This window comes from Klebsiella sp. WOUb02 (genome assembly GCF_050058015.1).
Lineage (GTDB): Bacteria > Pseudomonadota > Gammaproteobacteria > Enterobacterales > Enterobacteriaceae > Klebsiella.
The window spans coordinates 676,404-700,566 of the sequence record NZ_CP170106.1 but is presented as its reverse complement, the minus strand read 5'-3'; the positions used below and the strand labels follow the sequence as shown (position 1 = coordinate 700,566).

General features: G+C 56.8%; 16 protein-coding genes and 5 pseudogenes. 10 read left to right on the top strand and 11 right to left on the bottom strand.

All coding sequences use genetic code 11. The features are described from left to right. Positions 1-4 precede the first annotated feature (4 nt). Positions 5-2,137, top strand: a pseudogene (locus ABOC21_RS05510) (NACHT domain-containing protein); the annotation flags it as partial. Here ABOC21_RS05510 and ABOC21_RS05505 read toward each other — a convergent pair. From ABOC21_RS05505 to licT, 3 genes and pseudogenes are all read right to left on the bottom strand, one after another. Next, positions 2,135-2,497 (bottom strand): annotated as a pseudogene (locus ABOC21_RS05505) (glucose PTS transporter subunit IIA); the annotation flags it as partial. The pseudogenes ABOC21_RS05510 and ABOC21_RS05505 overlap by 3 nt on opposite strands. A 273-nt stretch (positions 2,498-2,770) precedes the next feature. Next, positions 2,771-2,881 (bottom strand): annotated as a pseudogene (locus tag ABOC21_RS05500) (PTS transporter subunit EIIB); the annotation flags it as partial. Positions 2,882-3,169: 288 nt separating this feature from the next. Continuing rightward, positions 3,170-4,018 (bottom strand): BglG family transcription antiterminator LicT, encoded by an 849-nt coding sequence (licT, locus tag ABOC21_RS05495; RefSeq protein WP_426812216.1) that lies wholly within the window; start codon positions 4,016-4,018, stop codon positions 3,170-3,172. A 512-nt stretch (positions 4,019-4,530) separates the two neighbouring features. Between licT and ABOC21_RS05490 the strand changes: the two genes are divergently transcribed. Then, positions 4,531-5,034, top strand: coding sequence for an RrF2 family transcriptional regulator (locus ABOC21_RS05490; protein WP_426812215.1), 504 nt, complete (start codon positions 4,531-4,533; stop codon positions 5,032-5,034). Between the two features lie 62 nt (positions 5,035-5,096). On the opposite strand, the pseudogene oqxB reads toward ABOC21_RS05490, so the two are convergent. Continuing rightward, positions 5,097-8,268: pseudogene (gene oqxB / locus ABOC21_RS05485) on the bottom strand (multidrug efflux RND transporter permease subunit OqxB). Positions 8,269-8,291: 23 nt separating this feature from the next. Next, entirely contained in the window at positions 8,292-9,467 is a 1,176-nt protein-coding gene (locus tag ABOC21_RS05480) for an efflux RND transporter periplasmic adaptor subunit (RefSeq protein ID WP_095098194.1), read from the bottom strand. 549 nt (positions 9,468-10,016) lie between these two features. Here ABOC21_RS05480 and ABOC21_RS05475 point away from each other — a divergent pair. Together ABOC21_RS05475 and ABOC21_RS05470 are read left to right on the top strand one after the other, a co-directional pair. Further along, positions 10,017-10,871 carry a PA4780 family RIO1-like protein kinase gene (locus ABOC21_RS05475; protein WP_426812214.1) on the top strand — a complete coding sequence of 285 codons (855 nt, stop codon included), beginning with the start codon at positions 10,017-10,019 and terminating at the stop codon, positions 10,869-10,871. A gap of 492 nt (positions 10,872-11,363) precedes the next feature. Beyond that, on the top strand, positions 11,364-12,275 hold the full coding sequence (locus ABOC21_RS05470; RefSeq protein ID WP_426812213.1) for a sugar phosphate isomerase/epimerase family protein: 912 nt from the start codon (positions 11,364-11,366) through the stop codon (positions 12,273-12,275). A gap of 89 nt (positions 12,276-12,364) precedes the next feature. Here ABOC21_RS05470 and ABOC21_RS05465 read toward each other — a convergent pair whose 3' ends face one another. The 6 genes from ABOC21_RS05465 to ABOC21_RS05440 form a co-directional block, all read right to left on the bottom strand. Continuing rightward, the gene (locus ABOC21_RS05465; RefSeq protein WP_426812212.1) at positions 12,365-13,300 is read right to left on the bottom strand and encodes a 2-hydroxyacid dehydrogenase; all 936 of its coding nucleotides are present in this window, start codon (positions 13,298-13,300) and stop codon (positions 12,365-12,367) included. A gap of 50 nt (positions 13,301-13,350) precedes the next feature. Beyond that, positions 13,351-14,673, bottom strand: coding sequence for an MFS transporter (locus ABOC21_RS05460; RefSeq protein ID WP_426812211.1), 1,323 nt, complete (start codon positions 14,671-14,673; stop codon positions 13,351-13,353). 355 nt (positions 14,674-15,028) lie between these two features. Beyond that, on the bottom strand, positions 15,029-15,880 hold the full coding sequence (locus tag ABOC21_RS05455) for a sugar phosphate isomerase/epimerase family protein (protein WP_426812210.1): 852 nt from the start codon (positions 15,878-15,880) through the stop codon (positions 15,029-15,031). An 82-nt stretch (positions 15,881-15,962) separates the two neighbouring features. Beyond that, positions 15,963-17,954 (bottom strand): transketolase, encoded by a 1,992-nt coding sequence (tkt, locus tag ABOC21_RS05450; RefSeq protein ID WP_426812209.1) that lies wholly within the window; start codon positions 17,952-17,954, stop codon positions 15,963-15,965. After that, complete coding sequence (gene tal, locus ABOC21_RS05445) at positions 17,941-18,921, bottom strand: transaldolase (RefSeq protein ID WP_426812208.1); 981 nt, start codon at positions 18,919-18,921, stop codon at positions 17,941-17,943. Before tal ends, tkt begins: the two co-directional genes overlap by 14 nt. A 13-nt stretch (positions 18,922-18,934) precedes the next feature. Next, positions 18,935-19,414 (bottom strand): RpiB/LacA/LacB family sugar-phosphate isomerase, encoded by a 480-nt coding sequence (locus ABOC21_RS05440; RefSeq protein ID WP_426812207.1) that lies wholly within the window; start codon positions 19,412-19,414, stop codon positions 18,935-18,937. Positions 19,415-19,744: 330 nt separating this feature from the next. Between ABOC21_RS05440 and ABOC21_RS05435 the strand changes: the two genes are divergently transcribed. From ABOC21_RS05435 to ABOC21_RS05410, 6 genes and pseudogenes are all read left to right on the top strand, one after another. Next, positions 19,745-21,505, top strand: a complete 1,761-nt coding sequence (locus tag ABOC21_RS05435; RefSeq protein WP_426812206.1) for a dihydroxyacetone kinase family protein — start codon at positions 19,745-19,747, stop codon at positions 21,503-21,505. Beyond that, the gene (locus ABOC21_RS05430) at positions 21,496-21,678 is read left to right on the top strand and encodes a hypothetical protein (protein ID WP_426812205.1); all 183 of its coding nucleotides are present in this window, start codon (positions 21,496-21,498) and stop codon (positions 21,676-21,678) included. Before ABOC21_RS05435 ends, ABOC21_RS05430 begins: the two co-directional genes overlap by 10 nt. Beyond that, positions 21,644-21,904: pseudogene (locus ABOC21_RS05425) on the top strand (triose-phosphate isomerase); the annotation flags it as partial. The gene ABOC21_RS05430 and the pseudogene ABOC21_RS05425, both read left to right, overlap by 35 nt. A gap of 19 nt (positions 21,905-21,923) precedes the next feature. Beyond that, positions 21,924-22,277: a triose-phosphate isomerase gene (locus ABOC21_RS05420; RefSeq protein WP_426812204.1), complete on the top strand. Its 354-nt coding sequence runs from the start codon at positions 21,924-21,926 to the stop codon at positions 22,275-22,277. Positions 22,278-22,412: 135 nt separating this feature from the next. Further along, the gene (locus ABOC21_RS05415; protein WP_426812203.1) at positions 22,413-23,375 is read left to right on the top strand and encodes a sugar-binding transcriptional regulator; all 963 of its coding nucleotides are present in this window, start codon (positions 22,413-22,415) and stop codon (positions 23,373-23,375) included. A gap of 156 nt (positions 23,376-23,531) precedes the next feature. After that, positions 23,532-24,152: a transporter gene (locus ABOC21_RS05410; protein WP_426812202.1), complete on the top strand. Its 621-nt coding sequence runs from the start codon at positions 23,532-23,534 to the stop codon at positions 24,150-24,152. The last annotated feature ends 11 nt before the right edge of the window (positions 24,153-24,163 follow it).

The following is a 24,163-nucleotide window of genomic DNA, read 5'->3' as shown; positions in this document are numbered from 1 at the left end:
TGCTATGAGTGAAGATATTAAGAAAACCGCCATCACTGCAGCTGGTTATATTTATCAAAATCGCCAGGGCCTTAAGGTCCTGTGCGATTGGCTTGATGCGCCGACGCGCTATAGCCGCGTGAAATTTGAATGTGATAATGAAAACGAAGCACCACAGGGACTAGATGATATCGTCATCGAACGAAGTGATGGCTTCGTTGACCTTCAGCAGATCAAGTTCACTCCAGATTCTGAGACGCATCTTCTATCTTGGGATTGGATGCTGGAGAAAACGGGCAAGACAGAGCGGTCGAGATCGATGCTACGCAAATGGTTCGATGCTTTCAAACAACTTGATCCAGTGCGTATTGGCGAAATTTCGCTCATAACGAATCGCCGACCAGATGCTGCTATTGAGGTTTGTCTGGAACGAGACCGGATTGATCCTTCTAAGATCCCAGAACCTCAGCGCACCTTGGTAGAAGTTGAACTCGGCGGCGTTGAGGAATGCAAACTTTTCTTCAGACAATTATGTATTCGACACAGCGATAAGGGCTATCTTGCATTGGAGCATGAAGTTGATGCTCGCCTTCGACTGCATGGTACGCCAGAGGGAATCGCTAATCTAAAATATGTGGCTCTGAATTGGGCAACGCAAAAAAATCTCCCTGCGCCGGATGGCTGGATCAAACTGGCAGAGGTTGGAACCATCTTGCGAGCTTCACCTCCAGCTCCTTTGCCAGAGGATTTTGTTGTTCCAGAAGGTTATGAGGTTCCTGATGAAATATTCCATCAAGAATTTGTCCAGAGCACAATTAATGCTACCGGAAAGGCAATTGTGCTGACTGGTCCACCAGGACGCGGAAAGAGTACTTACCTGAGCGCACTGTGCGACACGCTTGCAGAAAAAGGTATCCCAACGGTTCGCCATCACTATTTTCTGTCGACAACCGAGCGAGGCCGCGACCGGGTTAATAGCTACATTGTCGAGCAATCCATTCTGGCGCAGATCCAACAGTTTCACGAGGATGTCCCGAAGACTGGTGGAGGCTTACATACACAATTGGAGGCATGTGCTGCCCACTACAAAGTACTGGGAAAGCCATTTGTGCTCATTCTTGATGGTTTGGATCATGTCTGGCGTATCAACGCTGAGGATAAACGGCCACTAGATGACCTTTTCTGTCAGGTAATTCCCTGCCCGGAAAATATGGTACTGCTCGTCGGCACTCAACCGGTAAATGACGAACAGTTGCCAGCGGATTTGCTCGCCTTTGCACCAAAATCTGAGTGGCATACATTGCCTGCAATGTCTGAGAGTGCAGTACTTTCTTATCTACGTAGAACAGTTCAGGAAGGCTGGCTTACAACTGGTTTTGAAAGTGAAGAACAAATTGAAGAACAACTGCAGAGTGCAGCATCCGCTCTTCGTAAGAAAACTAATGGCCATCCTCTTCACGTTATTTATGCTACATCAGAATTGAAACATTCGGGTCGCAGACTATCCAGTTGGGATATTGAGCAGTTGAAGGGAGACTTGAGCCAAGACGCCCGATTTTACTATGCATCTCTATGGGAACGTCTTGCTCCAAGCCAAAAGGATACGCTAAGGCTTATCTGTGCCTTTACTTTTTTCTGGCCTAAGACAGCCTTCTCAGAGATTGCTACCAAAATTAAGGCGGTGGAACCAGATGTGGATAAAGTAGAGCATTTGCTCCATTCGTCTGTGGCTGGTCTTAAAGTCTTCCATGAAAGTTTGGCTGTTTTCGTACGTGCAACTGATGACTATGAGAGTCGAATCAATGAATTAATGCCTGTTATTGCAGACTGGCTTGAACACCAGGCACCTACTTCACTACGAGTGAACTGGTTATGGACAGTTCAAGCGAAGCTTGGTAACCCCAACAATCTCATTACAGGTTTAACTCGTGACTGGATCATGAGTCGCTTAAAAGAAGGATATTCAGAAGCTTTATTTGAGATATTATTGTCAGAAGCCCTGAGCGCTGCGCTTGAAACTGCAAATTTTTCAGATGCCTACCGGTTGGCGCATCTGAAAGCTCGTATGGTTGATGGAAGTCAATTTCAGATGCAGGATAGCGATCTGGCTAGGCTCATATCTTTTACATTGACACTAACCTCAGAGGAAAGTGTGATCGCCCTGCTTAACCACATCGCCCGTTTTTACATGAGGGGTAAAAAACTGCCCGCCCAGCTTTACCGTATCGATCCCAACGTGAATTAATATCTCCGCCCCATTCCCGGATTCCAGGCCTATGGCGTGGTGAGTTTCAAACAACGACGCAACCGTACCGTTTACCGGAGACACAACCCGCCCGCTCTGCGGCCTGATTGCAATCCCCTTTCCCATGATAGCGCTGGCAAACACCGGGTCATTCACCATCGCCAGGGGCAGTACATCCCCTTCAAGCGGGCTGACGATTATTTCCTGGCGCGATAGCCGGGCCTGTTTTTCCTGAGGCTCGTCAGCCGGAGCGTGACGTTCAGCCACGGCTTCCGGTGTGCATTCTTTTGCAACATCAGATGCCGTCGTTTTCATTTTTCGCGGTCTGAACAGGGCTTTCAGATAATAAATAAGGCCTGGGGAATTTTTTTTCATACTGCGTTCTGTCTTTTCTTCATTAGGTTTTTTATTAAGTACTGCAACGTCAAGTATTGCATCAAATACTTCACTGACATGGTTTTCAATAGCTACCTGCAATTGTTCACCGCGCCTCACTACGTTGACAACACTGGGGTTAACTTTAAGATCATCGATATTTACCTGCGTATGATCTTTTAAGTTAAAGCGCAATCTGGTTGCACAATGAATTACGCTGTTGATATTGTCAAGACCGCCTACGCAACTCAGTATCTCTATAGCTAACTTCTTGAATTCCATAATCTATCCTTAATATTCAATAGCAATACAGGTAAACCAGAATCCCCCTTCGCCCTGCATTTGATACTGTTTTTGAGGCAAAAAAAAACCCAACCTGTTTTTATTCGCCAACACGAATAAAAACAGCTTAGGTTTTGCCTGCCCTATTTACTACATCAGAATAGGTACAGTAACAATCCATACAAGCATTATGTCATTAACAATAATTCTATTCTATACATCGTACCAAAAGCAAGCCTTTTATTATGTAAGTGGGTAGGGAAATACAAAAAAAGAGACCATTGATATTTATTTTTTCTCTTCGAGGATTTCAGTTCTCACCCGCTCTATATGAATCGCCAGGAACATCAGTTCTTCTTTCGTCAGCATATAGTTGTATTTCTGATTAATATACTGTTGAATTTTTTCTGCACACTGGTAAGCCAGAACATATTTTACTTTCACCACATCATGCAGAGACTCGTCATCGCTAAAAACCGTCTTGTTGCCCATAAGCCTCTGAGCAAAAAACTTCAGATGGGTAACAAAACGGTGGTAGCTTAATGCCTGCTCATCGTAGTCAATCTTTAAAAACCGTCTGACGATATTAAGTATTTCCTGCATAATTTTCGTGATATGCATGATGTCCGGCATGCCGCCGCCAAGCTGTGCGTTTACCAGATGCAGAGCGATAAACCCCGCTTCATCTTCCGGCAGGCGGACAAACAGTCGCTGTTCAATGATGTCCAGCGCCTCCAGCCCAACGGCAAATTCTTTCTGATACAGGCGTTTGATTTCTATCAGCAAAACGTTGCTGATCTCCATGCCTTCCTTGTGCCGCTCAATGGCAAAATGGCAGTGATCCGTCAGCGAGATATAAATACTGTTCTGCAACTTGCCCGGCAAGCGCTCCTTCGCCAGCGCGATGATTCGGTCTGCCGTCGCCACCACCTCCACCGGAATTTCGGCCAGTAATTCACTCAGCCGCGACATCAGTTCGCCGCTTTTCAGCTCGAATATTTTTTCTATCAGGGTCTCATCCAGCGTATCGCCGGCATGCTTTTTAAAACCAAGCCCCCGCCCCATCACAACCGACTCGTTCTGATGTTCGTCCATCACCGTCACAACATTATTATTGAGTATCTTGGCTATTTGCATTTTTCAAACCCTGGAAACAAAAAAACCACAGCATCGCCAAAGTAGCGAATCTGTGGTTTTGCCTGACGATGCAGTAACAATCCTGATTGCATGGACATTATCACTTTAAGCGATCTTTTCAATCTGAACACATGAAAATCGTGATGCGGATCTACATAAGTCTGTTTTGTCAATAACGCAACAAAAGGTACCGCTGGTATGATGTTACTGATCCTGACCTGACCCTGGCCCAAAATCAATACAGTGCTAAATCAGAGATCTTCGTCTTTTTGCAGGCTCCGGATAAATTCAGCCGGAGTCATGTCATTTAATGATGAATGCGTCCTCTCATGATTGTACTCCCTGACAGCCCCCGCCGCCCGCTAAAAGCCCACGGACAAAATGGACTTTACGTGCCCTCCCCGATTGGGGTTCCTTCTAAAAAGTCGCCTTCTTTGTTATATTGTGCTTATTGATCACTCACCTCTGCGGTGCCAAAAAGAAAAATATTCACCGCGACCCAGGAAGATGAAATGTTAGATTACCGCTTCCCGACAGCTTTGCAGATGGTTCTCAGCGTAGCGATGGCGGAGCAGTTGGGTGAACGTTCGACCAGCGCGATCCTCGCCTATGGCCTGGAAGCCAATCCGAGCTTTATCCGTAAACTGATGGTCCCCCTCACGCGCGACGGCATTATCGTCTCGACGCTGGGGCGCAACGGCTCCATCCACCTCGGCCGTCCGGCTGATAAAATCACCCTGCGCGATATCTACGTCTCCGTTATTGAAGACAAAAAGCTGTGGGCTTCGCGTCCTGACGTCCCGGCCCGCTGCGTGGTCAGCGCCAACGCCTGCTGGTACTTCAAGTCCATCGCCGACGAAGCCGAACAGGCGTCGCTGAACGTGCTGGCACTTCATACCGTGGCAAGCGCGCTGGAAAAGGTTAAAAAAGGCGATATCAGCGGCTGCCTGCAGTCTGCTCGAAGCAGACGATCTCGCCAAAAAAGCGCACTAAATCCGGCGCTCCGGCCCCCTTAAATAGTAAAAAACCGCCTTCACTGAAGGCGGTTTTTTTATGCTACGAAGGTTGGGTCGGAACGTCAGGAGGGCTGAACTTCCGCTACCGGCTTGCCGCGCGTCACGAACTTGCGCAGCGCAACGTAAAATACCGGCGTCAGGAACAGACCGAACAGCGTCACCCCTAGCATCCCGGAGAACACCGTGATCCCGGTAACGCCGCGAACCTCCGCCCCCGCGCCGTGGCCCAGAATCAGCGGGATAGTCCCGGCGATAAAGGCTATCGAGGTCATTACAATCGGACGCAGACGCAGGCGGCAGGCCTCCAGCGCGGCCTCGACGATCCCTTTCCCCTGCATCTCCAGCTCGCGGGCGAACTCGACGATCAGGATGGCGTTCTTACAGGCCAGCCCCATCAATACCACCAGCCCCACCTGCACGAACACGTTATTATCGCCGCCGGTTAACCAGACGCCAAACAGCGCCGATAGCAGGGTCATAGGTACAATCAGAATCACCGCCAGCGGCAGCGTCCAGCTTTCATACAGCGCCGCCAGCACCAGGAACGCCAGCAGCACCGCGACCGGGAAGACGATTATGGCCGTGTTGCCCTGAGTGGCCTGCTGATAGCTAAGGTCCGTCCATTCAATATTCATCCCGTTCGGCAGCACCTGCTTAGACATCCCGGCCAGCGTCGTCATCGCCTGAGCTGACGACAGCACGCGGGGATCGGCATCGCCGATCAGATCCGCCGCCGGATAGCCGTTGTAGCGGATCACCGGATCGGGCCCGTAGGTGGTGGTGATATTCACCATGCTGCCGATCGGCACCATCTCGCCCTGGCTGTTGCGGGTGCGCAGATTGCCGATATCCTCCACGCTGTCGCGGAACGGCCCGTCGGCCTGGGCCATCACGCGCCAGGTGCGGCCAAACTGGTTGAAATCGTTCACGTAGGACGATCCCAGATAGGTCTGCAGCGTCCCGAACAGATCGGTCAGCGACACGCCCTGGGCCTTGGCCTTATCGCGATCCACCTGCACATCCAGCTGCGTAACGTTGGCCTGATAGGTGGAGATCGGGAAGTGCATTCCCGGCGTCTGCATAATCGCCCCCGACATGGTGTTAACCGCGGTTTGCAGCGCGCCGTAGCCCAGCCCGGCCCGGTCCTGAATATAGAGCGAGTAGCCGGAACCCTGGCCCAGCCCCAAAATCGGCGGCGGCAGGATCGAGAAGCCGAACCCCTGCTGCAGCTGCGCGATTTTAGCATTAATCTCGGCGTTAATTTCCGCCGCGGTATGCGTACGCTGATCGAACGGCTTCAGGCCGAAGAAGACCGTCCCGGTGTTCGGCGTATTGGTAAACTGCAGCGCGTTGAGCCCCGGGAACGCCACCGCATAATCCACGCCTTCGGTGTTCATGCCGATTTCGCTCATTTTGCGGATCATCGCGTCGGTTCGCGCCAGCGAAGCGCCTTCCGGCATCTTCACGCCGCCAATCAGGTACAGCTTATCCTGGGTCGGAATAAATCCGCCGGGCACGGCTTTAAACATTACCCCGGCGGCGCAAAGCAGCAGCAGATACACCACGAATACCGCCCCGCGGCGGCCCAGGGTTTTCGCCACCAGCCCCTGATAGCCGTTAGAGCTGCGGTTGAAGAAGCGGTTAAACGGCCGGAACAGCCAGCCGAACAGCCGGTCGATAAGCCGGGTCGGCATATCTTTCGGCGCGCCGTGCGGCTTCAACAGCAGCGCCGCCAGCGCCGGAGAGAGCGTCAGCGAGTTAATCGCCGAGATCACCGTCGAAATCGCGATGGTCACCGCAAACTGCTTGTAGAACTGTCCGGTAACGCCGGAGAGGAAGGCCATCGGCACGAATACCGCGCACAGCACCAGGGCGATAGCGATAATCGGCCCGGACACCTCGCGCATCGCCTGGTGCGCAGCCTGCAGCGGCGCCAGCCCCTCTTCAATATTACGCTCGACGTTCTCCACCACCACGATGGCGTCATCCACCACGATCCCGATGGCCAGCACCAGCCCGAACAGGCTCAGGGTATTCAGCGAGAAGCCAAGCAGATAGAGAATGCTGAAGGTCCCCACCACCGACACCGGCACGGCAATCAGCGGGATGATCGACGCGCGCCAGGTTTGCAGGAACAGAATCACCACCAGCACCACCAGCACCACCAGCACCACCAGCACCACCGCTTCCAGCAGGGTTTGCACCACCGCGCGGATGGAGTCGCGCACGAAGACCGTCGGATCGTACGGCGCCGCCCACTTCATATCCTCCGGGAAGCGCGTCGCCAGCTCGCTCATCTTAGCGCGCACGGCGTTAGAGAGGTCGATGGCGTTCGCCCCCGGCGACTGGAAGATACCAATCCCCACCGCATCTTTATTATTCAGCCTGGGAGCGCAGCGCGTAGCTGCCGGACCCCATCTCAACGCGCGCCACGTCGTGCAGACGCACCACCGATCCGTCCTGGGCCGTTTTGAGGATGATATTGCCGAACTCCTCCTCAGTATGCAGGCGTCCCTGGGCGTTAATCGAGATCAGGAAATCGCTCTCTTTCGGCAGCGGCTCGGCGCCGAGCTGGCCGGCGGAAACCTGCACGTTTTGCTCCTGCATCGCCGCGACGACGTCAGAAGCGGTCAGGCCGCGCGCCGCCACCTTATTGGGGTCCAGCCAGACGCGCATGGCGTATTCGCCGGAGCCAAAAATCTGAATCTGGCCGACGCCGGGCAGGCGCGCCAGCTCATCCTTGACCTTCAGCGTGGCGTAGTTGCGCATATACAGCGAATCGTACTTGCCATTCGGCGAGAACAGATGCACCACCAGGGTAAGCGTTGGGGACTGCTTCTGGGTGGTGATCCCGAGACGGCGCACGTCCTCGGGCAGGCGGGCTTCGGCCTGCGATACCCGGTTTTGCACCTGAACCTGCGCCTGGTCGGGATCGGTGCCCGGACGGAAGGTCACGGTGGTGACCAGCACGCCGTCGGAACCGGCGACGGATTTCATATACATCATGTTTTCAACGCCGTTGATCGCTTCCTCCAGCGGCGTCGCCACGGTTTCGGCGATAACCTTCGGGTTGGCGCCCGGATACTCCGCGCGCACCTGCACGCTCGGCGGCACGACGTCAGGATATTCGCTGACCGGCAGCAGCGGAATCGCGATCAATCCGGTGACGAAAATCAAAATCGACAGCACCGCGGCAAAAATCGGCCTGTCGATAAAAAAGCGGGAAAAGTCCATACGACGGATTCTCTGGTAAGGGATCAGTTAAGGGCGGTGCTGGCGGTCATGGCGACGGTTTTCGCGTTAACCGGCATGCCCGGCATAAACACTTTTTGTAAGCCGTCTACGATGACTTTATCGCCGGGGTTAAGCCCCTGCTGCACGATACGCAGGCCCGCCGCCAGGCGGCCAGGCGTGATATCACGACGCTGCGCTTTACCATCTTTATCAACGATATAAACGTATTTTCGATCCTGATCGGTTAATACCGCCTTGTCGTCAATCAGCATGGCGTTGAATTCGGCGCTGCCCGGCAGGCGTACGCGGGCGAAGAGTCCCGGCGTAAACAGGCGCTGGGCGTTATCCAGCACCGCGCGCATGCGGATCGTACCGGTACTCGGGGTGAGCTGATTGTCGAGGAAATCCACTTTGCCCTGATGGGGATAGCCCTCCTCTCCGACCAGGCCAATTTCTACCGGCAGGGCCAGATGGCTGCTGGAAGCCCCCTGCCCGCTGCGGGCAAGGTTTTGGTAGTGAAGATAGGTTGATTCATCCACGTCAAAGTAGACGTAAACCGTCTTCTGCGACACCAGAGTGGTAAGCACGCTGGCGCTGTCGCCCGCGGTGACGAGGTTGCCGCTGGTAATCAGCGCGCGGCTGGCGCGGCCGTCGATAGGCGCGGTCACCTTGGTAAAATCAAGGTTCAGCTGCGCTGCGTCAACCGCCGCCTGCGCAGCCCGCATATCGGCCTGCGCCTGAACGGCGGCCGAACGCCGCTGCTCCCACTCTTCGCGGGAGACCACGTTGGTGTTCACCAGCTTGTCGGTACGGCCGGCCTCGCTGCGCGCCAGGCTGGCCTGGGTTTTGCTGCGTGAGAGCTCCGCCTGCGCCTGTTCGAGCGCGGCGCGGTAGGTCCTGTCGTCGATGGTGAACAGCACCTCGCCTTTTTTCACTTCCTGACCATCGGTGTAGTTCACCTTATCGATATAGCCGGAGACGCGCGGGCGCAGCTGGACGCTCTCTACCGCTTCGATGCGGCCGTTAAAGCTATCCCACTGGCTGACGGGTTTAACCACCACGTCGGCGGCGCTGACGGCAGGCGCCTGCGGCGCGGCGTTTTGCGCAATGCCGTTATCGCATCCGGCAAGCAGCGCCGCGAGCAGCGCCGTCCCCAATAAACGCCGATGAAAGTTAACCCAAGGTTTTTGCAGGCTCATTATTTTTATTCCGCTGGTTGTTGTTGCCGCCGAACAAGACGCCGCGGGGGACGCAGCGCCACTTCCTTTGTTCGGGCTGGCTGAAGGCCATTTGTGTCGCTCATCGCCACAAAATATGTATCAATTACGAGTACACTATCGCGGCGATTGTAGGGAGGCGCTAAATTAAGTGCAAGAATAATTGTTGCACTTTATGTGCTATTCGCGGGAGCGAAGTATGACCATTTGTTAAGGGCCACCGTTTTTCCTGGCTTTAGCGCCGCCCTCGCGCATCGCCCGGCGGGTTCGGGGCCGGACCGCTGCGCCGGCCGGCTCCAAATACGCCATCGGCGATGCGATGAAACCCTAAGAGCCCGCACCGCGCATGCCCTGCGGCCGTTTTGTGCCCGCATTCCTGCGGGACAATTTCCCTGATTCCAGTTAACCTTATGACCCATTGCAGAAAACATCGCACTTACTGAGCAATGTCATGATTTTGACCAGGAGGGAACACGATGACTGTCCCGTATTATCAGTACGAAAAGCGTCTGAAATAAGGTATAAAGCCGCATGAAAATCCCAAACAGAATCCAACCTCTGGTCGATGACGGCCTGATAGACGAAGTGCTTCAGCGGCTGAAAAGCGGTAAAGAGGCCGACGTTTACACTGTTTTATGCGGTGACAAGATCCAATGCGCCAAAGTCTACAAAGAGGCGGCGCAGCGCAGCTTTAAGCAGGCCGTGCAGTATCAGGAAGGGCGTAAAGTCCGCAACTCGCGCAATAACCGCGCGATGCAAAAAGGCTCAAAGTTCGGCCGCAAGCAGCAGGAAGAGACCTGGCAAATGGCGGAGGTCGACGCGCTGTTCCGCCTGGCTAACGCCGGGGTTCGCGTACCTCAGCCCTATATCTGCCTTGACGGCGTATTATTGATGGAGCTGATCACCGACGCCGAGGGCGCGGTGGCCCCGCGCCTGAGCGATGTGGCCCTGTCGGAAGAGGAAGCCGTTGCTGATTTCGCGACCATGATCCGCAATATCGTGCGCATGCTGTGCGCCGGACTGGTACACGGCGATTTATCGGAGTTCAACGTCCTGCTTGACGCGCAGGGGCCGGTGATTATCGACCTGCCGCAGGCGGTAGACGCCGCGGCAAACAACCATGCCCGGTCCATGTTCGAACGTGACGTGAATAACATCACCGCCTACTACGGCCAGTTCGCCCCGCAGCTCTTAAAGACGCGCTATGCGAAAGAAATCTGGATGCTGTATGAAGACGGGAAATTAACCCCGGAAACGCCGCTAACCGGCCTCTATGTCGAAGAGGTTCACGCGGTCGATATGGACTCGCTACTGGACGAAATTACCGCCGCGGAAGATGAGTTCTACGAACGCCAGCGCGCCGCCAGAGAGCGCGACGATGAGTAGATTTAGGCCTTTGCGCTGCCGCACGGCGGCCCGGGCCAAGGGGCAAACAAGCGCTTAACCGGCGTCTCTCCCCGCGGACAGGCCCTGCAAGGGGCCCGTCTGGCCGAACAACGCCGGCGCCGGTTCACCCGCCGCGAGATCCTCTGCTTAATCAACGACTCCGGGAAGAGGCCTTCCCTCCCCCACAGCCCTCATACTTTTGAACATCAAGGTAACTCTTGAATGCTCCTTATTGCGCCGCACTTCGCCGCCGACGCCTGCGCACGTCCCGCAAAGACGAAAAATTATCTTAAATAAAATCAATAGAAATATGCGTATAACCGCTGTTCAAAGCAAAGTGCGATCGGCGTCAAGGTTATCACATTACCCGCGTTCTATGTTTGTTCATATGTTCATATATCATTAAAATGTTCACAGACAATAAGGCGCTTCCTGCACCTGGCATAACCGTTTAGCCCACACCTTAACCCCGCTCTTTAAGGAGGCAGTGATATGACAGCAACGACCGAGTTGTACCCTTCGGCGCACATCGCCGAACTTTTTTTCCCGCTGGCCGGCGATGAGAACGCCGTTTTACAGGTCATCGACAAAATCGCCGCTACCGGCTATTACCGGGGGTTTGAAACCGGCATTATTCATCGCCCGGAAATCGCGGCGAAAATCCGCCATCTCGCTGAACAGCAGCGTCTGAACGTCACCCAGTGGCTGACCTTCGAACTGCTTAAAGACCATCTCAACCTCAGCAGCCTCGACCCCGAGCTGCGGGAAAAATCCATCCGTCGCGCCTGCGAGCTGGTCCACCTGGCGGCCGAATGCGGCACCAGTAAACTGTCGCTGGTGAGCGGCAGCGATCCCGGCGACGCGCGCCGCGAAGAGGCAAAAAAGGGGTTTGGCGAAGCGCTGGTGCGCATCGGCGAAGTCGTTGCCCGGTATGACAACATGCTTTTACAGGTGGAGCCGCTCGACCGCTTCGCGCATAAATGCCAGCTGATTGGCCCAACGGATGAGACCGTGGAGTGGATGCAAGCGCTGCGCCCTGACTGCCCGAAACTCTATCTCGCCTGGGACAGCGCCCACGTCTCGCTGAATCAGGAAGATCTCGTCGAATCGCTGACGCTCGCCGCGCCGCTGATTTCACAGCTGCATCTGGCTAACGCCATCCTTGACCCGCAGGCCGAGGGCTACGGCGATTATCATATGAAATTTGGCGAACCAGGATTCCTCACCACTGCCTCAGCGGCGCACATCATCCGCACTGCAATGGGCCTTGCGCTGCCGAAGGAGCTCGGCGCCATCTCCCTCGCCGTCGAAATGCGCACCACCGAGCAGGACGATCTATGGGATAACGAACGCCAGTGCCGCGAGTTTCTGCAGAGCGCCTGGCGCGAAGCGCAGCGCGGATAGCGACGCCTGAATAGCGACGCCTGAATAGCAAAGGGGCCATAAAGGCCCCTTTTTATTAACCGGATTGCGATCCAGGCATTACGCTGACGTTACACCACCGATACCGGCGTCAGCAGCGGCTTACCGGCATAAAACGCCGCGATATTATCGATCACCAGCTGCGCCATCGCCGCGCGGGTGGCGCGGGTAGCGCTGCCAATATGCGGCGTCACCACCACGTCATCGCGGTTCAACAGCGCCTGCGGCACGTGGGGTTCGTTCGCGAAAACGTCCAGACCCGCGCCGCCGATCGTGCCGAGGGTGAGCGCCTCCGCCAGCGCCTCCTCATCCACGACGCTGCCGCGGGCAATGTTAATCAAAATCCCCTGCGGACCGAGCGCGGCCAGCACGTCGTGATTAATCAACTTCTGGCTCTCCTTCCCCGCGCTGGCGCATACCATCAGCACATCGCTATTTTTCGCCAACTCCAGCAGATCGGAATAGTAGGTCACCTCGCTGCTCTCAACGGGATTGCGGTCGAAGCAGGCAATGCGCATCGCAAAGCCCTGCGCCCTCTTCGCAACGGCCCGACCAATGCGGCCGAAGCCAACAATGCCCAGCCGCGCGCCGCTGACTTTGGTGGACTGCGGGTAGGCGCCGGATTGCCAGCCGCCGCGCTCAATAAACTTCTGCGCGCCGGTAATGCGCCTTGATACGTTCAGCATCAGAGCGATCCCAAGGTCGGCAACGTCATCGGTTAAAATATCCGGCGTATTGGTCACCCGGACGCCCCTGGCGGAGGCGGCGCGAATATCCACGCCGTCATAGCCGACGCCAAATACGGCGATTAATTTTAATTGCGGTAATTGATTAATCAACGCGGCCTCAACCTTCGACTCGCCGCTGGCTAATATTACCTGGACTTCCCCGGCAATGGCATGCAATTGTTCAGCAGATAACTTACTGTATTCATACAACGTGTGGGCGAGCGCTAACTCCTCCGCTAACGTCTGCGGTACTTTATCCACTCGTAATATAACTGACATATCAGCATCCTGTATTTAAGAGTAATTCAGCCAGATGACTCAGTGGCTATTTATTTCTGGTACGACAGCTGGCCGTTTTTCAACGGTAATTTATTAAAGTTAATGCACAGCGTTCCGACGGTGTAGAGGCCGGCGCAGATGGCGAAATAGACCAGCACGCTTTCAAAGCTGCCGGTGGCCTGTAAAATAACGCCCACCAGAATCGGTACCAGAATCCCCGCACAGCTGTTCGCCATATTCATCAGCCCGCCAACCAGACCGACGCGGTCTTTCGGCGCCAGAATAGCCGGGAAGCTCCAGTACAGGCTGCCGAACATCATAAAGAAGGCGGCGACGGAGAGCAGGCCAACCGCCAGGTTCGGATCGGTCACCGTTGACAGCGCGTAAAGTATGCTCAGGCCGACGATACCGGAGATAGACAGCAGGCTTTTCAGCGATACGTTATGGCTGACGCCTCTTTTCACCAGGAAGTCGACGAAGAAGCCGCTAAACAGGCATCCCAGCGTCCCCATGATAAAGATGATAAACGTCGAGTTGCCGATAGAGGCCAGCTGCAGACCCTGCGCCTGCGCCAGATAGCTCGGTCCCCAGGTCAGCAGCCCCCAGTACACCATGCCCCAGGAGGCGCGGCCGATCATGATCGCTATCATAGTAAACCAGCTGATCCCCAGCCCCCTGGTCGGCGCGGTGTTATCGTCGCCGGTCGCGCCGCTGACGTTGCCGGCGGCAATGTACGCCACCTCCTGCGGGTCGACTTTCGGGTGTTCAGACGGGCGGTCGCGCAGAATTCGCCATGCCACAAAGCCCAGCAGCATCGTGAACAGGCCCACCACCACGAAGGTGACGCGCCATGAGTCCAGCAGCACGATGAGATGCGCCACGATGATCCCGCCGATCGCCACGCCCAGCGGGCTACCGGAGTCCATGATAACCGCCCCGCGGCCCCTTTCAGATTGCGTCAGCCAGGTTGAGCTCAGCTTCGCGCCGCTGGGTGAAACCGGCGCTTCCATCGCCCCTAAACCGATACGGGCGAGGATCAGGCTAATCCCGCCGCTCGCCAGACCGATAATGGCCTGGAAGAACCCCCAGCCAAACAGCGCGCCGGTGATCACTTTACGCGGGCCGTAGCGGTCGAGCAGCCAGCCTCCCGGCACCTGCAGCAGAGCATAGGACCAGAAGAAGCTGCTGAGAATCAAACCCTGCATGGTTGGTGAAAGGTCAAATTCTTCTTTTATATAGGGCATCCCGATCGATAAAGTAATACGATCCATCAGGTTAACGGCTAATAAGAAGAACATCGTGCCAAAGATAACCCAGCGGTAGTTGGTAGGTTTCTTTGTATTGGGTATTGGAGTAAGTGTAGAGTCAGACATAATTAACCTTCGATTTTAAAAGTCGTTAAAAAAATAAAACGAAATTAATCTATGAGCGTTAAGTACCCGGTGAACATTAGTTACGCTTTTGAATTATTATGAACAAAAGAGCAGCCAATGAACTTATGTTAAAAACATAACAACATATGCGTCATAAACCGTATGCGACTTTAATCACAGAACATGGAAATGTGCTTATAATCATTTTTATAACCCCAAATAAAATATCGCCCCTAACCTTTAGTTCATTCTCAACGATAAATAAGAATAAGCTACAGGATTAAAAATAAAATAAATTGCGCCAGCGGCTTATATCCTTTGCCCGGAATTTCAGCGGTGACGCATTTTTTATTTATCAGGCGCCTGGAGGGTAGCCCAACCATTTTTCCAGCATCTGCCGGGACTGGATCAGTACCTCCAGGCTATACGCCGGATCGATAGGCGAAGCCCCCCTCACCGGATAGCTGTCGCGCTGGCGATGCATGCGTAAAGGAATCTCCAGGCTACAGGGAATCGCCCGCGCCTCCAGCTCTTTTAGCATTGGCACATAGTTCAGCTGCCCGTAGCCCATCGGCGTGAAGTGTACCTCCCCGTCACGGACCTGCAGATCCTTCAGATGGCAATGCTGGGCCCCCGGCAGCATGGCGATCGCCGCCGCAACCGGATCGACGTCCGGGCACAGCGAAACAATATTGCCGGCATCGACGTTGAAGGCCACCGCCGGACTATCGATAGCCTCCAGCAGCGCAAAGCCGTCGTCGGCCAGGCGGAAGACGTCATAATTCGGATCGCCGCCGTTTTCCAGGCAGATCGTGCAGTCGTGCTCGGCGGCAACCGCCGCCAGCTCGCGCAGATTATCGATAATCCGCGCGCGGTCGGCGCTTCTGCCGACGCAGACGTTGATCCATTTGGCGCCAATCATGCTGGCAAAACGGATGCGCTGGCTGAACTGCTCCACGGCATCCGCGGCGCCCATATTCATCGTCGCCCCCAGCGCATACGTGCCCAGCTGGTGTTTTTCCAGCAGCTCACGAATATGCGCCGCGTTTTCCGCGCCAAAGAGCTCGGGCGGCATATCGCCCACGTAGCCCTGGTTATAGGCCAGCTCAACGTAATGAAACCCGGCTTTTTTAATGGTGCTAAAGGCGACGTCGGTATCAAGGCCGTCGAACATCGCGGTATTTACGCCAATCACAAGTTTACTCATGCCGATCCCTTCCTTTATGTAACAGGTCTACCAGCGTGGTGGTTGCCAGAATAGCCGATAGACCAGCCCACGGTTATCAGAACTACAGCAGCGCTTTCGCCTTCGCGACAACGTTCTCCACGGTGAAGCCGAACTCTTCGAACAGCAGCTCCGCCGGCGCAGACTCGCCGAAGCTGGTCATCCCGACTATCGCGCCGTTCAGACCCACGTATTTGAACCAGTAGTCGGCGATACCCGCTTCCACCGCCACGCGGGCAGAGACCGCTTTCGGCAGCACCGATTCACGGTACGCCGCATCCTGCCTGTCAAACGCGTCGGTGGACGGCATGGAGACCACCCGCGCCTTCACGCCTTCGGCTGTCAGTTTATCCCACGCGGCAACCGCCAGCTCCACTTCCGAACCGGTGGCGATGAAGATCAGCTCCGGCTGCCCGGCGCAATCCTTCAGCACGTAGCCGCCGCGGGCGACGTTTGCCAGCTGCTCTGCCGTACGCTCCTGCTGCGCCAGGTTCTGACGCGACAGGATCAGCGCCGTCGGGCCGTCGTGACGCTCCACGCCGTATTTCCACGCAATCGCCGATTCCACCTGGTCGCACGGACGCCATGTGCTCATGTTCGGCGTCACGCGCAGCGAAGCCACCTGCTCGACCGGCTGGTGCGTCGGGCCGTCTTCCCCCAGACCGATGGAGTCGTGGGTGTAGACCATCACCTGACGCTGTTTCATCAGCGCCGCCATACGCACCGCGTTGCGCGCGTATTCCACGAACATCAGGAAGGTGGAGGTGTACGGCAGGAAGCCGCCGTGCAGGGCAATCCCGTTGGCAATCGCGGTCATGCCGAATTCACGCACGCCGTAGTGGATGTAGTTCCCGGCGCTGTCTTCGTTAATCGCTTTCGAACCGGACCACAGGGTGAGGTTGGAAGGCGCGAGGTCGGCGGAGCCGCCGAGGAATTCCGGCAGCAGCGGGCCAAAGGCTTCAATCGCGTTCTGCGACGCTTTACGGCTGGCGATTTTCGCCGGGTTCGCCTGCAGCTTAGCGATAAATTCACTGGCTTTGGCGTCGAAGTCAGCCAGCATTTCGCCCTTCATACGGCGGGTGAATTCATCGGCTTCCTGCGGGAAGGCGCCGGCGTAGGCGGCAAACTTCTCGTTCCACGCCGCTTCTTTCGCCTGACCGGCCTCTTTCGCATCCCACTGCGCGTAGATATCAGACGGGATGTCGAAGGCCGGATGATGCCAGCCCAGCGCTTCGCGGGTCAGCGCGATTTCCGAGTCGCCCAGCGGCGCGCCGTGGGAGTCGTGGGTGCCGGCTTTGTTCGGCGAACCGAAGCCGATGATGGTTTTGCACATCAGCAGGGACGGTTTGTCGGTCACCGCGCGCGCTTCTTCAACCGCGCGTTTGATGGCGTCGGCATCGTGGCCGTCCACGCCGCGCACCACGTGCCAGCCGTAGGCTTCAAAGCGTTTGGCGGTGTCGTCGGTGAACCAGCCTTCCACGTGGCCGTCGATGGAGATGCCGTTGTCGTCATAGAACGCCACCAGTTTGCCCAGCTTCAGGGTACCGGCCAGGGAGCACACTTCGTGAGAAATGCCTTCCATCATGCAGCCGTCGCCCATGAAGGCGTAAGTGAAGTGGTCAACGATATCGTGGCCCGGACGGTTGAACTGCGCCGCCAGGGTTTTCTCGGCAATCGCCATGCCGACGGCGTTGGCAATCCCCTGGCCCAGCGGGCCGGTGGTGGTTTCCACGCCGGGGGTGTAGCCGACTTCCGGGTGGCCCGGGGTTCTGGAGTGCAGCTGACGGAAGTTTTTCAGTTCTTCAATCGGCAGGTCATAACCGGTGAGGTGCAGCAGGCTGTAAATCAGCATCGAGCCGTGGCCGTTGGAGAGCACGAAGCGGTCGCGGTCGGCCCAGGCCGGGTTGTTCGGGTTATGGTTCAGGAAATCACGCCACAGGACTTCGGCAATGTCAGCCATACCCATCGGGGCACCCGGGTGGCCGGATTTGGCTTTCTGTACCGCGTCCATGCTCAGCGCACGAATAGCGTTCGCCAGTTCTCTACGCGATGACATCGTCCGCCTCCTGTTTTTCCAGCAGCTCGCTGAGCATCGCCTCCAGCTTTTGCTGGTCCCGGGCAAACAGGCGAATGCCTTCCGCCAGCTTATCAACCGCCATCGGGTCCTGATTGTGCAGCCAGTAAAACTCGGACTCGGTGAGCGGCGACGGCGGCATTTCGCCGGCCTGCGGCGGCGCCAGCGCAACGCTAAGATCGCCCTCCATTCGGCTGAGCTCCTCCAGCAGCGCCGGAGCAATGGTCAGGCGATCGCAGCCGGCCAGCGCAATCACCTGCGCCGTTTTACGAAAGCTGGCGCCCATGATCACCGTCGGGTAGCGGTGCTTCTTATAGTAATCGTAAATATTGCGCACCGAGACCACGCCCGGATCGTTCTCCGCCGCGTCATCTTCCAGCAGGTTGCGTTCGCGATACCAGTCGTAAATTCGCCCGACGAACGGCGAAATCAGCCATACTCCCGCTTCGGCGCAGGCGCGCGCTTGGGCAAATGAAAAGAGCAGCGTCAAGTTGCAGTGAATGCCTTCGCGCTCCAGCTCTTCCGCCGCCTTAATCCCCTGCCACGTCGCGGCCAGCTTGATCAGCACCCGCGAGCGATCGATTCCGGCCTGCTCATATAAACGAATCAGCTTGCGCGCTTTCGCCACGCACAGCCCGCGATCGTAAGAGAGGCGGGCATCCACCTCCGTCGACACTTTGCCCGGCACCTGGCCCAGCAGCTCGAGGCCGATATTTACCGCCAGCTTATCGCTGGCGTTAATCAGCCGCGTTTGCGCCGTGCCGCCCTGCTCGCAGGCCCAGGCGATGGCCTGTTCGATCAGCGGACGGTAGAGCGGCTGCGCGGCGGCTTTGAGGATCAGCGACGGATTGGTCGTGGCATCCTGCGGATGGTACTCACGGATCGCGGTGATATCACCGCTGTCCGCGACAACGGTGGTCACTTCTTTCAGTTTTTCCAGAATGGTCATCGTGATGACTCCTTTATTCGTCTGCGCGGGCCGCACCGTCCGGGTGAACCAGCGTTTCGTAGTAATCGATACGCTGCACCTTCGGCCCGGAACGCCCGGCTTCAAACTCGGAGGCAAGCCAGGTATCGACCAGCATCAGCGCCAGCTCGCTGCCCACCACCCGCGCGCCGAGGGTCATGATTTGCGCATTGTTGCTTTTGCGGGCGCGCTCGGCCGAGTAAACGTCATGACACTGCGCGGCGCGAATGCCGGGCACCTTATTCGCCACAATCGCCATCCCGATGCCGGTACCGCAAAATAGCAGCCCGCGCTCAAAGGTGCCTTCGCGGATAGCCGAAGCCAGGTTAAAGGCGATATCCGGGTACATCTGCTCATTTCCCACCACGTCGTGGCTAAAATCAACGACCTCGATGTCCCGCTGCTGAAGATGTTCCTTTACCAGATTTTTAAGTCCGGTCGCAGCATCATCAGCACCGATTGCGACTTTCAACATTTTTCTTACCTCATTAATGACAGCGTTAGTATCAAACTTATGTTCAGAAGCCGATCGTGTGATGGATTCAGGCTGGAATTACCGGCCGCTTAACTGAACTAAAGTTCACCAGTTGTTCGTATGTAATAAGGTTTAGCAAGAAAACTGCGGTTAAAAAAGGGGCAACAGCACAAAAAATAGCTTTATTAAGCAAATCACGACCTCGATCACATATCCACCTGCTGAACATTTGATTGATTCATGTGATCTGATAGCGTTCATTTGTGATGGTACAAATGGCCAGAAACTGGCGGCTGGGAAACTAAATACAAATCATCTGGAGAAGACAAAATGAGCTGGATTTTTAACCGACCGTCAGACTTCGCAAAAGAAATGGTGGCGGGCTTCGTCAGCGCGCACGCGTCAATGGTGCGCCAGGTTCCGGGCGGGGTCGTACGTAACACGCAAAGCAGGCCGGGCGGCGTGGCCGTCGTGGTCGGCGGCGGATCCGGGCACTACCCCGCCTTCGCCGGGCTGGTCGGCCAGGGCCTGGCCCACGGCGCGGCCATGGGCAATCTTTTCGCCTCGCCTTCCGCACAGCAAATCTGCTCCGTCGCGCGGGCGGCCAATAACGGCGGCGGCGTGCTGCTAATGTTCGGCAACTACGCCGGCGACGTGCTCCATTTCGGTCTCGCCTGCGAGCGGCTGCGCGCCGAGGGGATCCCCTGCGAAACCATGGCCATCACCGACGATGTCTCCAGCGCGCCGCTGGCTGAAAAAGAGAAACGCCGCGGCGTAGCCGGCGATCTGGTGGTGTTTAAAGCCGCCGCCGCCGCCGCAGAGCGCGGCGACTCCCTGGCCGAGGTGCTGGCTATTTCCCGCCGCGCCAACGAACAAACGCGTTCGCTGGGCCTCGCCTTCAGCGGCTGCACTTTCCCCGGCGCGGAGCATCCGCTCTTTACCATTCCGGAAGGGAAGATGGGCTTTGGCATGGGGATCCATGGCGAACCCGGCATTAGCGAGCTGGATACCGTGTCGTCGCACGAGCTGGCGCAGATGCTCACCAGCACCCTGCTGGAAGAGCGCCCGCAGGCTATCGCGCAGGCCAAAGGCGCGCGCCTGGGCGTGATCATTAACGGTCTTGGCTCGGTGAAATATGAAGAGCTGTTCGTCTTCTGGCACGACGTGCAGCCGCTGCTGCAGAAAGCCGGTGTCGAAGTGGCTGACATTCAGATTGGCGAGTTTGTCACCAGCTTTGATATGGCCGGAATGTCGATGACCTTCGTCTGGTTTGATGACGAGCTGGAGGCCCTGTGGCTTGCCCCGGCCACCACTCCCGCCTTTAGCCGCGGTTCCGTCCTGCCGCAGGTTCCCCTCGATCCGCAGCGCCTGGAGCAGAGCGGCGAGGTCAAAATTCCCCAGGGCAGCGCCGAATCGAAAGAGGTCGCCGTTAAGGTGATGCGGATGGTTGACGCCGTCGCGCAAACGGTGATTGATAACGCCGAGGAGTTTGGCCGTATCGATGCGATCGCCGGCGATGGCGACCACGGCATCGGTATGGAGCGCGGCGTCGTTGCCGCCCGCAGCGCGGCGAAAAAGGTGCTGGAACAGGGCGCCGGAGCCGGTACCCTGCTACAATTCGCCGCTGACGCCTGGGCCGATGAGGCCGGCGGTACCTCTGGCGCTATCTGGGGCGTGATTCTTAATACGCTGGGTATCACCATCGGCAATCAGGAAAAACCTGACGCCGCGCGGGTTGCGCAGGCCATCTCCAAAGCCAACGCCGGGGTGATGCATTTTGGCAAAGCCAAACCCGGCGATAAAACCCTGGTCGACGTGCTGCTGCCGTTTAGCCAGGCGCTGAGCGCGGCAACGGACGAGGGACTCTCTCTCGCGCAGGCGTGGGATAAAGCCGAACGCGTCGCCCGCCAGAGCGCGCAGGATACCGCCCAGCTGCTGCCGAAAATCGGCCGCGCCCGCCCGCTGGCAGAGCGCAGCCTCGGCACGCCGGACGCCGGCGCGGTGTCGCTGGCGATGATTATCGCCGCGGTGGGCGCCTGCCTGAGCGATAACGCAGAAACTCAAGAACCCCGGGAGAACGTATGTCCCTAAGCCCCATCGTCGGCACCAGCCATAAAACCTATTTTGGCTATGGCCAAACCCGGGCGTGGTGCCAGCAGGTTGCCGAGCTGCTGCGCCAGCAGCCGGCAGAGCTCGACGGCGCGGCTGCAGCTGTTCACCTTCCCGGCAATGCCGGCGGTGGCGGCGGCATTGCGCTGCTTTGAGGGAACGGCAATGGCCACGGGTGCGCAGAATATCTGCGCCGCCCCGCCCGGCGCCTGGACCGGCGAGAGCAGCGCCGCCATGCTGCAGGAGATGGGCTGCCGCTACGTCGAACTCGGCCATGCCGAACGGCGCCGCCACTTCGGCGAAACCGTCGACATCATCAACCAGAAGATCGATATGGCCTACGCAACTCATCTCACGCCGGTCATTTGTATAGGTGAAGACCAGCAAATGAGCGCCGAAGATGCCGCTGACTACGCCGTCGGTCAGGTGCAGGAGTCTGCTGGCGCACCGCGGAGACGACGCGCTGCCGCCGACGATTTTTGCCTGGGAGCCGCAGTGGGCCATCGGCGCGCCAAAGCCCGCCAGCGACGACTATATCCGCCACGTCTGCCGGGAGCTGCGCGCGTATTTGCGGCAAAATTACGGCCCACAGTTTCAGGTTATCTACGGCGGAAGCGCGGGCCCCGGCCTGCTCAGCCGCCTGTGGCCCGACGTTGACGGCATTTTCCTCGGCCGTTTTGCCCACCGGCCCGAGGCTTTTGCGTCAATTCTTGCCGAAGCGCAGCAGATAGCGGCCGGGCGCCCGGAGAGCTAGCCGCCCTTCCCCTGGCGCGACGGGCTCACGGAGGGCCGTCGCGCTTACCCTGCTTGAGGTAAAAACGTTTCTGATATACTTTCAGCAAATGTTCACCCCCTAAACATTAATCTACCGCGTGGAGAAAGCAGCCGAATGGAAAAATCGAGCGCGTCCCAGGAGTATGAGCTACTCACCGAGATTGCCGTAGCCTACTACAGTGATGAGATAACGCAGGAAGAGATTGCCAACAAATTTGGCTTCTCGCGTATTAAGGTCGGACGTCTGCTGAAACGGGCAAAAGAAGAAGGGATCGTCGAGATCAACGTCCGCTACCACCCGATCTTCAGCACCCAGCTTGAGAAGCAGCTCAAAGATCGTTTCCCCATCAGCCGCGCGCTTATCGCCCTCGACCATAACGATGAAGAGGAGCAGCGTCGCCAGGTTGCCACCCTGGTCTCCAGCCACCTTAACAATATGCTGAAAGATAACGTGGTGGTAGCGGTAGGTCAGGGTCGCAACGTGGCGGCGGTCGCCGAATTCTCCGGCACCATCCAGGCGCGCGACTGCCGCTTTATTTGCGGCATCGGCGGCACCCATCGCCCGGGCGATATCATCAACGCCGATCATATCAGCCGCCTGCTGGCGAAGAAATTTGGCGGCAGCAGCGAGTCGCTGTACGCGCCGGCCTATGTCGAAAATATGCAGCTAAAAGAGCTGCTGCTGCAGAACGGCACCATTAAAGAGACCCTCGATCGCGCCCGCAAAGCCGATATTGCTCTGGTTGGCATCGGCGACATGAACGAAGAGAGCTATATGGTGAAGCTGGGCTGGTTCACGCCGCAGGAGATCAACGACGCCAGCATTAACCAGGGCGTCATCGGCGACGTCGCCGGCTACGATTTCTTCAACTCCCGCGGCGAGCACGTCAACACGGTGATGGACAACCGCGTGATTGGTCTGAGCGTCGAGGAGCTCAAGCAGATCCCCTGCGTGATTGCGATTGCCTCTGAAAATACCAAAGCGATGGCGATTATGGGCGCGCTGCGCACCGGGGCGATCGATATCATCGCCACCAGCGCCCGCAACATCCGCACGATTTTAAGCATGAGCCAGTAACCCGTCGGGCTGCCCCAGGCCGCGCGGCCGTTTGGCGCCGACCTGGGCGCAAAAAGCTCGATTGGTTAAAAAATGGCGGAAAAGGAGCACGAAGTGAAGAGGAAGTTATAAATACGGCACTTACCATATTGTTTTTCAATATATAACGTGGTGCTAATGTCTGTACTCAGAAGCTTTCTCTTCTTCCTCGGCGCGGCTTTCGCCTCCGCCATCGCGGTGCTCTGCCTGTGGATGGACGTGCGGGTCTTTGATAACAATATTGCGGAAATATCGCTCACTGAAATAGTGCAGGAGCTGGTGCTGGCGGCAATCGTGCTGATTCACTTCTGGCTGGCAAAGAGATATGCGCTTCTGCGCTACTGCAATATTCTCGTCGGCGGCTTTTTCCTCACCATGCTGATCCGCGAGCTGGACGCGGCCTTCGATCTTATTTCCCACGGCAGCTGGCTCTGGTTTGCCCTCTTCTCCACGCTGTGTAAGCTTATTTATCCGCTCATCCATTTCCGCCAGACCCTTGCACAGCTGGCGCAATATACCCGCACGCCTTATTACGGGATGATGCTCAGCGGTCTGCTGGCGGTGCTGGTCTTCTCGCGTCTGTTCGGGATGCACGGCCTGTGGTTCGCCATCCTTGCCGAGGATTACGCCCGGGCGGTAAAAAACGCCGTCGAAGAGGGCAGCGAGTCGTTTGGCTATATGCTCTGCCTGACGGCTTCGATCGGCTACTTCTACTATTTTCGCTTTGTCGCCCGCGCTTCGGCCGCGGCCAGCGCCTGATCTCGCGCGTC

Bases quoted from the DNA above. Each gene is read 5' to 3' on its own strand.
- licT (WP_426812216.1), bottom strand. From the start codon at position 4,018: ATGCAAATAGCCAAGATACTCAATAATAATGTTGTGACGGTGATGGAC.
- ABOC21_RS05490 (WP_426812215.1), top strand. From the start codon at position 4,531: ATGTTAGATTACCGCTTCCCGACAGCTTTGCAGATGGTTCTCAGCGTA.
- ABOC21_RS05480 (WP_095098194.1), bottom strand. From the start codon at position 9,467: ATGAGCCTGCAAAAACCTTGGGTTAACTTTCATCGGCGTTTATTGGGG.
- ABOC21_RS05475 (WP_426812214.1), top strand. From the start codon at position 10,017: ATGAAAATCCCAAACAGAATCCAACCTCTGGTCGATGACGGCCTGATA.
- ABOC21_RS05470 (WP_426812213.1), top strand. From the start codon at position 11,364: ATGACAGCAACGACCGAGTTGTACCCTTCGGCGCACATCGCCGAACTT.
- ABOC21_RS05465 (WP_426812212.1), bottom strand. From the start codon at position 13,300: ATGTCAGTTATATTACGAGTGGATAAAGTACCGCAGACGTTAGCGGAG.
- ABOC21_RS05460 (WP_426812211.1), bottom strand. From the start codon at position 14,673: ATGTCTGACTCTACACTTACTCCAATACCCAATACAAAGAAACCTACC.
- ABOC21_RS05455 (WP_426812210.1), bottom strand. From the start codon at position 15,880: ATGAGTAAACTTGTGATTGGCGTAAATACCGCGATGTTCGACGGCCTT.
- tkt (WP_426812209.1), bottom strand. From the start codon at position 17,954: ATGTCATCGCGTAGAGAACTGGCGAACGCTATTCGTGCGCTGAGCATG.
- tal (WP_426812208.1), bottom strand. From the start codon at position 18,921: ATGACCATTCTGGAAAAACTGAAAGAAGTGACCACCGTTGTCGCGGAC.
- ABOC21_RS05440 (WP_426812207.1), bottom strand. From the start codon at position 19,414: ATGTTGAAAGTCGCAATCGGTGCTGATGATGCTGCGACCGGACTTAAA.
- ABOC21_RS05435 (WP_426812206.1), top strand. From the start codon at position 19,745: ATGAGCTGGATTTTTAACCGACCGTCAGACTTCGCAAAAGAAATGGTG.
- ABOC21_RS05430 (WP_426812205.1), top strand. From the start codon at position 21,496: ATGTCCCTAAGCCCCATCGTCGGCACCAGCCATAAAACCTATTTTGGC.
- ABOC21_RS05420 (WP_426812204.1), top strand. From the start codon at position 21,924: ATGCCGCTGACTACGCCGTCGGTCAGGTGCAGGAGTCTGCTGGCGCAC.
- ABOC21_RS05415 (WP_426812203.1), top strand. From the start codon at position 22,413: ATGGAAAAATCGAGCGCGTCCCAGGAGTATGAGCTACTCACCGAGATT.
- ABOC21_RS05410 (WP_426812202.1), top strand. From the start codon at position 23,532: ATGTCTGTACTCAGAAGCTTTCTCTTCTTCCTCGGCGCGGCTTTCGCC.